General features: G+C 57.7%; 8 protein-coding genes. All 8 read right to left on the reverse strand.

Features of this window, described 5'->3' with window-relative positions:
• On the reverse strand, nucleotides 1-927 hold a 927-nt coding region (locus AC1DH9_RS18620; RefSeq protein WP_477808557.1), incomplete at its 3' end, for a hypothetical protein.
• Nucleotides 928-973: 46 nt separating this feature from the next.
• Nucleotides 974-1,714 carry a hypothetical protein gene (locus AC1DH9_RS18625; RefSeq protein WP_442114741.1) on the reverse strand — a complete coding sequence of 247 codons (741 nt, stop codon included), beginning with the start codon at nucleotides 1,712-1,714 and terminating at the stop codon, nucleotides 974-976.
• 33 nt (nucleotides 1,715-1,747) lie between these two features.
• Nucleotides 1,748-2,428 (reverse strand): C39 family peptidase, encoded by a 681-nt coding sequence (locus AC1DH9_RS18630; protein ID WP_427540004.1) that lies wholly within the window; start codon nucleotides 2,426-2,428, stop codon nucleotides 1,748-1,750.
• A 70-nt stretch (nucleotides 2,429-2,498) separates the two neighbouring features.
• On the reverse strand, nucleotides 2,499-3,794 hold the full coding sequence (locus tag AC1DH9_RS18635; RefSeq protein WP_477808558.1) for an autotransporter outer membrane beta-barrel domain-containing protein: 1,296 nt from the start codon (nucleotides 3,792-3,794) through the stop codon (nucleotides 2,499-2,501).
• 54 nt (nucleotides 3,795-3,848) lie between these two features.
• On the reverse strand, nucleotides 3,849-4,421 hold the full coding sequence (locus AC1DH9_RS18640; RefSeq protein WP_427540010.1) for an adhesin: 573 nt from the start codon (nucleotides 4,419-4,421) through the stop codon (nucleotides 3,849-3,851).
• Nucleotides 4,418-4,858 carry a hypothetical protein gene (locus tag AC1DH9_RS18645; RefSeq protein ID WP_427540013.1) on the reverse strand — a complete coding sequence of 147 codons (441 nt, stop codon included), beginning with the start codon at nucleotides 4,856-4,858 and terminating at the stop codon, nucleotides 4,418-4,420. The genes AC1DH9_RS18640 and AC1DH9_RS18645 overlap by 4 nt, the downstream gene beginning before the upstream one ends.
• A 331-nt stretch (nucleotides 4,859-5,189) precedes the next feature.
• On the reverse strand, nucleotides 5,190-5,714 hold the full coding sequence (locus AC1DH9_RS18650; protein WP_427540016.1) for an AAA family ATPase: 525 nt from the start codon (nucleotides 5,712-5,714) through the stop codon (nucleotides 5,190-5,192).
• The gene (gene pnuC, locus AC1DH9_RS18655) at nucleotides 5,711-6,274 is read right to left on the reverse strand and encodes a nicotinamide riboside transporter PnuC (protein ID WP_427540019.1); all 564 of its coding nucleotides are present in this window, start codon (nucleotides 6,272-6,274) and stop codon (nucleotides 5,711-5,713) included. Before pnuC ends, AC1DH9_RS18650 begins: the two co-directional genes overlap by 4 nt.
• Between the last annotated feature and the right edge of the window lie 165 nt (nucleotides 6,275-6,439).

Consider the following 6,439-nt stretch of genomic DNA (forward strand, 5'->3'; position numbering starts at 1 on the left):
GTTGTAGGTATAGGACAGGCTGCCGAAGAGCACGGCAGGGTCGAAGGTCTTGACCAGTGAGATACCCGGGGTAATCGACCAGACACCGTTGCCGGTAGGGAGTGACTGAGGTACCGACAAATTGTCGTTGCCCGGGTCCTTGATCAGCTTGATTCCGTACGGATTTTTGCCGGTCGGCGCCTTGATTCGCAGAGTGGCGACCGCGTCGGGCAGGTTTTCCGATTCATCCAGGAACTTGTAGGCAACACCAAAGTTGACATCGCCTATGGTCGGATCGCGCTTGACGGTGGCGTCGGATGAGACCGGGGCTGCGCCTCCTGCACCACCAGAAGAGTATGTCGATTCTCGATAGACGACCGGGACGTTGATGTCGAACTGCCAGCGTTGCGCCACGTTGTAGCGGCCTGTCAGGTCCAGGGTCCAGTTGTCGGCCTTGATGCGGTCAATGTTGATGTTGCCGAGAAAAATCGAGTCAAGAGCCAGAAATCCATTGAGCACCAACGCACGGGTGTCATAGTGGGTATAAGTCATGCCCGTTTCGAAACTGAACTTGCCCCCGCCGAAGAAGCCGCTGGCTTCGTCATACAGGTTGGACACGCTTTGCGCAGGTCCCGAGTCGTCCTTGAGCGACTGCCCATACGAAGTGCTSCCTGGGGCGCCCGTGGCCACGACCTTGGCGCCTTTGGTCTGTTCGGCAGGGGAGCGGGTCAGGCGCTTGGGAGCAGGTGTAGCTGGTGTTTCTTCGACTTGTTTAACGCGCTGCTCAAGTACCATCAGCGCGTTTTGTTGTGCTTCGTAACGCTGTTTCAGCTCCATGAGTTCTTGTTTTAAGGCTTCTACCTGGGGGTCCGGTGCTGCTTGCAGCAAAGTGGCCGGGACCAGGGTACTCAAACAAACGACAGCTCTGAACGTAAAAGATCTGTGCATGGGTTTGTCGTCCCTTCTGACTTCATTCGATGAGACTCAGCGTAGATCAGTATCCGAGAGTGCGTAGGCCTTTTAGTTGGTCCAGATTGCAGTCCAGCGCCCCGACGGTCGGCAGGTTATTGCGCAGGACAACATTGAGGGACGTCAGGTTGTTCACCTGGTTTCTTCCGCCGAGCAAGGTCGCGTTCTGCATCAGGCCGCCCTGGGCAAGGCGTTGCACGGTACTGCCCTGATTGTTGTTGGCCTGGATGCTCAACTGCACGCCAGTGTTACTCGACGACATACTGAAGGTGCCGGCACCGTTGGACGCAGACAGGGTCGTACCGGCGGCCAATGGCTGGCCCTGGGTATCCATTTGTGGTGCCTGGTTGGCTTCTTTGACGTTGATGGCGACATTGTTGTAGGCGCTGTTGTAGTCGCCAGCGGCGCGCACGACCTGAGTTACGCCCTGGGTGGTGCTGAGGCCGGCGCCGCCGCTGACATTGCCGGAACCTTGGGAGACCGGTGAACCATCACCTTTCTTGTCGATCATCAACACATAGAACTGCGGCTTGATGGTCGATTCCTGAATCTGCATCGAGGAGGTTGCCCCGATCACTTCGCCGCTGGCATTTTGCCAGGTGCTGGTCATGACAATCCCGAAACTGATGATCCGGCCAGGCATGACATACCGGCCGCGAAGGGTCGCCAACTCCTGATCCTTGAGTTCAATCGGTTTGAACGTGAGTGCTTGTGTTGGCAGGCTGGCGGCCAGGCAAACGACGGCCAGCCAGTATGGAGTCTTCATTGGATACTCCCGGAGCTTCGTGCTCCCTTGTCATTAGAAAAAGTCGCTCTGGATGAACCCGAAATCCATCAATTCTGCATCCCGTACCGGGCTGAAGGTGTTGATGCGGTTCTTGGCGGTCAGTGGCAAAGGTGGATCGCGCAAGACGTTGGTCTTGTCGTAGCCCTGGCCTATGACGGCGAAGATGATGCCGTTCCAGCCTTTGACAAAATCGTCGAACTTGAAGCGTCTGTGACCGAGTACCGGATCACCGATATACACCCAGTCTTTCTCCGCTTTTTGCATGACCACGAAGTGCTTGTAGCCGCGGATGTCCATGAGCACGATCACCGGAATGGCGACGCTGGTCAGAGTTTCCGGCGTTACCCGATAACCACGGGCCCGCATGCCGATACTTTCCACGTAACGCTTCATGTCGAGCATGGAGAAGCCCTGGACGCGGACCAGATTCTGGTCGGAGTGAGCCAGCATGCCTTCGATGATTTGTGCCTCGGTTACGTCCAGCCAATAGGCCTGGCGCAATACGGTCGCCAGGGAAGCTGCACCGCAGCTGAAGTCGGTTTTTTGTTGGACCAGGTCGGCAAATTTGCGCTCACGCATGCTCTGGACCGGTTTGAAAACGACCGCTCCGCCGGGCAAGACGGAAAGCGGCATTTGTCCCGCTTCGCTCAGACCAGCCAGAAAAACCAGGAACGCCAGGGCGAAAATGCGCATGATCGGTAGCCCTCGTGCAAGAGTGAAAAAAAGCCCCCCGAAGGGGGCTCTCCAGACACTGGAGCCAGGTTTACAGGCAGGTTCTGCAACCGGATGCAATGGACAGCGAGTTGCTTTGCTGGTTGCCAGCACCGGCAGCCACGTTGACGCCCAGGTTGCCACTGCCACCATTCACCGAACCGTTCAGGTTAGCAGTGTTGGTCACAGGGTTTGCCCAGCCAGTTGGGGTCAGCACTTGCCAGGACACGGTGTTGCTCAAGTCAAAGGCGCTGGACTCGCTGAAGCTTTGCGATTTATCTTTCGATTCACTGCCAGAAGCGGCGAACGATGCGCTGCCCGATGCGTCGCGCGATGCGCTGCTAGATGCGCTGCGCGATGCGCTGCTCGATGCGCTGTGCGATGCGCTGTTCGATGCGCTGCGCGATTTGTCGATCGATGCGGCGAGCGATGCGTCGATATCGGCGTCGAAAGTCGCACTCCTGCTGCTGGTGTGCCAGCCATTAGTCCTGCTAGAGCTAACGTCCACATCCACGTCCACATCCAGACTAGCTTTCAAAGCAGCATGCGAAGCAGCGGCGCTGGCGGCGGCGCTGGCAGCGGCGCTGGCAGAGGCGCTGGCAGAGCTCGAAGCAGATTTCGTAGCTTCGTGCGTAGCAAAGGCGGTATCCAAGCGCTTGGTAAAGTCCGAAGCAGAGTGCGATTTGGATGCCTMGCTGAAAGACTGATGACCGCTGGCTGAGACGGTACGCGACAGCGTATCCAGGCGGTAGGTCCGATCGGCGTCGTTATCCACCCTCAGGCCTGGGCCTGATTGGTCGGCACTCGCGGTTGCAGTCGCGTGCTTGCCGCCAGACACAGCGATCGCCATGGTGTTTTTCTGTTGGTTAAGGTCGCCAGCAGCCATGTTGATGCCCATGTTGCCGCTGCCGCCGTTAGCCGAACCACTCATATTGGCGCTGTTGTTGGTGGATTGGTTGTAGACCTCGTTGTTGCTTTGGGTTTGCGTGACTTTGGCGGTTGCTACCACAGACCCGAAGACAAACGAGCCGTCACCGCTGGCAATGGCGGCAGCGTTGTCTTGTTGGTTGCCGTCGCCTGCTGCAACGTTGACACCCACGTTACCGGAGGCGCCCGTGGCCGAATTGGTCATGTTGGCAGTGTTTTTAGTCCCTTCATTGCTGATGTAGTTGCCAGTGCTGGTTTGTTTGTCCGTGKCGTTGGCAGTGGCGCCGGCATTGGTGGTGTCTTTTGGATTTACGTGATGACGATGATGATGCTCGTCATCACGCTGGCCAGCTTGTACAGCAATAGCCATTACCGCAGCGATTGCGAAAACCAGAGGCTTGAGTGCCATTGAGGGTTTCATGCTGATTCTCCGTACTTTATTTTTAGGTTAAGTGTTGTTTTTTTACCTTTTGGGTCAATCCGCGACCCGTACGCTCAGGGTGTTGGCCGTTCGGTTTCCCACCCCGGCGCTCTGATTCAACTGGATCACCCCACGGCTACCGGTGAAGGCCTGGTCGCTGGTAGCGACCTGGCGATGGCCAGGAGTAAGATCCGTTGAATCGGAGTTGTTGAGCAGCGCCACGTTCTGTTGCTTGAGGACGCTGTCGTCGATACTTTGCGGCGTAGCACTGATGCTTATCCGCAGGGCGTTGGCTTGCTGGTTGCTGGCGCCCGAACTCTGGTTGACCCCCAGTACRCCATTGCCGTTACTGAAGGCGTTGCCTTTAATTGCTGATTGGGCATCGATCCTGGGATCGACTTGAGTACGCAACCGTTGGCGAATCTGCGTGGTGGCGCTGGCGTCGGTGTCAATGGCGATGGCTCGGGCGTTGGCCTGTTGTTGCTGATCGCCGGCCGCCTGGTTGACCGAGAAGTTGCCCTGGTACTGACTGCCGGAGTTGTCGATGGTGGCCGTATCGATGACAGGCGGTTGGGCAAAGGTCGGCGTACTGCAAAACATGGCCAGAATCAGCAGAGTGCGATTCATTTCATTGTCCCCCCGATAACATTCAGACTGCCCAGGCCTTGCTGGATGGTGCCGTCGATCCTGTTGGCAATACCGTTGCCGGAGCCTGCGGAATGTCCTGCGGACAAGCCGGGCAGTTGTGTCTGACCATTGATGTTGCCGCTCAGCGTGCCGGTGGCTTGAGTGATCGTGCCGGCGATGCTTGCACCGCTGCTGATGCCGGAAATGTCACTGTCCGACAGTTCATTGGTTGCACTGATGACTTGTTTGGACGGGTTGGCATTGACGGTCAGGGGGCTGGGGTCGGGAACCATGGGGCGGCGAGTCGCGTTACGCGTTTGGACTTCCCGCTGGATGACGATGATTCCATCGGCGGCCTGGACAGGCAGACTGATGACAGAGCTGAACGCACATCCGATCAGCAGGAGGCGGATAAAGCCTTTATCGATTGTCTCCACGTCGGCACTCCCTCGTCTTTTGTGCGCTGGCCTTGGTCAGCGTTGTGAAGGAGAGAGCAGAAGCTGTGCCGCTTTTTATTTATTGATTGAATTCAATACGTTATGGGGTAGGGCAGGCAGGGGGATGTTTGAGCTGTATCAACCGTGAGACAGTGCCCGCCATCGCGAGCCGGCCTCATCGGTCGAAAAGCTCTAAATCAAGTGTTTGCGGGCGAGTGTACCAATGACTTAACAGTCAGCATGACAAGAGGATGAAGGCCGTTGATAGGGCTGTTACACGGCACTGGAGTGTTTCAAGAACGGACACATGCCCCCTCAAATACAGGTGCTTTCACGGCGTTAGCAATTGCTCCACYGCCGCAAAGGCCTGACGACGGCGCTCGGCCCAATCGCCGTTGATGACCTGCAGTCTTTGCTGGTGTTGTTCCAGCCAGGCTTTTGTCGCGTTGAAGAACGCCAGGCGCTGGTTCAGATCCGGTTGGCAGCGTTGGCCGTCATCCGTCCAGTCAACCGATTCGGGAGACAGCAGCAGGTGCAGGTCGTACTGCCTGGCCAGCAGCGCGTCTTCGATCCAGGCGGGGCATTCGCCAAACAGGGTTTGGCTCCACAGCACATTGCTCAGCAAGTGAGTGTCGAGAATCAGCAGTGCAGGGCGCTGGGCCCGGGCGCTGTCTTCCCAGGCCATTTGACCACGGGCAATCTGCGGGATATCGGCAAGGCAGGTATCACGCGGGTTCTGTTCGATGAAGTAACGTACGTATTCACCCACCAGCAACCCACCAAAGTGGCGTTGAAGCTCTGCCGATAACCAGCTTTTGCCACTGGACTCCGGGCCGGTGAGTACCAGGACCTTCATGCGCGCAACGCCGGATCGGCCTGCCATTCGCGCCAGCCTTGCACGGCGATCAGCGTAAACAGACCATACAGTGCAGCCGTCAGGTACAAGCCCTTGTAGATAAACAGCCCGACGAAAATCACATCGACGGCAATCCACAACGGCCAGCATTGCAGGCGTTTTTGCGCCATCCACAGTTGCGCCACCAGACTGAAACCGGTCAATGCTGCGTCCAGCCAGGGCTGCGCGGCATCGGTCCAATGAGCCATGGCCGCGCCCAGCAGCAAGCTGCCGACGGCACCGACGGCCAACCCTGCCCACATCGAACGGCCATCCAGCTGCGTGACTTGCCGTCCATGTTGCGCTTCGCCGGCACGGGTCCACTGCCACCAGCCGTAGAGCTGCAAGCCGGCGTAAATCACCTGCAGCAGCATGTCCGAATACAGCTTCACCTCGAAAAAGATCCAACTGTAGAGCAGCACCATGGCCAGTCCGATCGGCCAGCACCAGGGGTTCTGTTTGACCGTCAACCAGACGGCAATCACGCCGAGTGCGGCGGCAAACAGTTCAAGCCCGGACATGAAGGATCCTTGGTGAAGTTGAAAAGGGCGCCGATTGTAACGCAGGCGAGGGGACTTGCCCGAATGCCCGCAAGTTAAGAAATTTCCGGCCAGGCACATTCCCTGTAGCAGCTGCCGAGCCCGCGAGGCTGCGTTCGGCTGCGAAGCAGTCGTGAACCCTGTCTC

The organism is Pseudomonas sp. 05T35, from assembly GCF_056396605.1.

Coding starts and splice junctions, on each gene's coding strand:
- pnuC (WP_427540019.1), bottom strand. CDS start 6,274: ATGTCCGGGCTTGAACTGTTTGCCGCCGCACTCGGCGTGATTGCCGTC.
- AC1DH9_RS18625 (WP_442114741.1), bottom strand. CDS start 1,714: ATGAAGACTCCATACTGGCTGGCCGTCGTTTGCCTGGCCGCCAGCCTG.
- AC1DH9_RS18630 (WP_427540004.1), bottom strand. CDS start 2,428: ATGCGCATTTTCGCCCTGGCGTTCCTGGTTTTTCTGGCTGGTCTGAGC.